General features: G+C 50.1%; 1 protein-coding gene and 2 pseudogenes. All 3 read right to left on the reverse strand.

Annotated features, from left to right (window positions below; genetic code table 11):
- Nucleotides 1-194, reverse strand: a pseudogene (locus AB5Y85_RS00620) (hypothetical protein); the annotation flags it as partial.
- A 648-nt stretch (nucleotides 195-842) separates the two neighbouring features.
- A pseudogene (locus AB5Y85_RS00625) lies at nucleotides 843-902 on the reverse strand (SEC-C metal-binding domain-containing protein); the annotation flags it as partial.
- A 219-nt stretch (nucleotides 903-1,121) separates the two neighbouring features.
- On the reverse strand, nucleotides 1,122-2,153 hold the full coding sequence (locus AB5Y85_RS00630) for an IS630-like element ISAhy2 family transposase (protein WP_257687111.1): 1,032 nt from the start codon (nucleotides 2,151-2,153) through the stop codon (nucleotides 1,122-1,124).
- Nucleotides 2,154-2,197 lie beyond the last annotated feature (44 nt).

Consider the following 2,197-nt stretch of genomic DNA (forward strand, 5'->3'; position numbering starts at 1 on the left):
TTGCTATCGCTGTAGGGACGGATATGCAGTGCATCGGAGGCGACGTTAAACATCACGTCGCTCTGCTCGATGGTCCAATCCATCCCGGCTGCCTGCAGCCAGATATCGAGAGATTGTTGCGGGGGCAAAACATTGCCAAGGCCATGCCAAGGGGTTTGGCCGGTGTAGGCCATCGTATCGATCAGGTGAGCCATGAGAAATCTCCAATGAAAAAGGGACTGCACAGAGCAGTCCCTTAGGTAGGTTCATGGAGATAATATATATCTGAAATCAATTCGAATAAGACTTATTTGTATCCCTGGTTTCTAGCTATTGGATGTGTGCTGTGGTACCCCAGGCCAAAAACGACCAATGTGTTGGCTCAGTGAAGATGCCAACACATTGTTTTATATGGTGATACAGGCTGGAGTTGAACCATTATGTACTATAGGCGGAGATCAAATTGCGACAGGAACTCTACGACGAATTCAACTCTGAAGTGCAACACCCGCTCAGAAATCAGGCCGCTTTGAGTTACACCTCAAACACCATCTGCTGTTGCCTTAACCCAGGCGATCATCACTCAACCCGCATCGCAGGAAAAACGCGGGTTAAAAATCCGGTAGAAATGCGGGTGAAAACGCCAGAGCAGATCTTGTTGGTTGTGTTGGCAGAAGACCCAACTCTGATGCTTATAAACAAGTCGCGGAGCAAGTTGGGAAATACACAACACGGTGGAACGTGCTGTTGCTAGGTTAAGCAACGCGGGACGACTTCGCGCTGTCGGACTACGTAAAAGTGGGCGGTGGGAGGTATTGCTGATAAACGGTAGCTCCATTGTCTCTTGCTATCTATTTTGTTGGTCAGTGTAAACAACACTGTTTGTACTGCTTGCCGCTACCACAGGGGCACGGATTTTGACGGAGCTAATCTCAGGTTGTTGGCTCTACATGGGTTCACAAAGTTACGCCATAAAATAAGCATATAGGATACTGGCTTCAAAGTGGGCTTGGGCCTCTTGCTATTATAAGCATGGCAGAGCAATGCCAATGACAGTAAGGCGGGACTCGTATTGTGCTATTCTGGTTAATCATGCCCCCCACACCAAATCGCAAGGCACTAAATAACTGATCCCAATAGTGCTACACCTTCGCTGTGCCATAGCCATTCCCCGGGAAAGGAGACACGGTATCCATGAAGTGTTTCACTCGGGCCAGCAGGCTGGCCATCCCTCTGCATTGATGATTGCGCGTGATGGTTTCATGTAACTTGTGCCATAGCCGTTCTATGTGATTAACCCAAGGGCTGTAAACTGGCTGGAACACCAGGCAGAACTTGGGATTCTTCTTCAACCATCGCTCGGTCTGTTTGCTTTTGTGAATGATGTAGTTATCGAGGATCAACGTGATGGTTTTGGCTCGTCGGTAGTGGTGGCGCAGCTTTTCCAGCATGGCAATAAACAGCGATGAGTTTTTCTTGATCCCGCTGACGTAAAGTACCCTTCCGTTGCCTGCGTGGAGAACGCCTGCCAGATAATGCTTGGCATTCTGCCCCGGTGTGACAACCCGCTTTTGCTGCGCTCTGAACATCCAGTCGGCTCCTAATTTGGGATTGAGGTCTATATCGACTTCATCCTCATAAAACACCGGATTATCGGCATCACAGCGGGCCAGCGCGGCGTCGATATTCGCCATTTTTTCCTGATAGGCTGGGTCTTTTATCCGCAAGGTCGGCACGGGCCTGCGCCAGACAATGCCCATACGAAGTAACCATCGGCGGAGCGTGGAGGCTGCCACATTGAGCCCTGTTAACCGATTGATTTTTATAGCCAATAGTTCAGTACACCAACGGCTGCGCTGATAACCAAAATCTTGCGGAGAAAACTGCATGAGCAGCACCAGTAAGGTGACAATCTTGGCGATAGGTAAGACTGGGGCACGGCCAGCCGGTAAGGCTTCTAGCGCATCTATGCCTTCATCTCGATACCACCGAAGCCAACGACCGATGGTCGAGCGCGCAGCGCCGGTAAGGTGATGAACATCGGTGATCGTGCGTCCTTCATGTAACAGCAAGATGGCCATCAAGCGACGAGCATGTCCTTTATCACGGGTGGCATGGATGATTTTGTGAATGCGGCGCCGTTGTGGTCGTGGCAGAGGTGGTAGGATAGGCATCAACTCAGTCCTTTGGGTGTGGCTTGTTTTGTTTAGCGACTAAT

It is taken from the genome of Aeromonas sp. R3-1, from assembly GCF_040908345.1.
GTDB classification, from domain to species: domain Bacteria; phylum Pseudomonadota; class Gammaproteobacteria; order Enterobacterales; family Aeromonadaceae; genus Aeromonas; species Aeromonas veronii.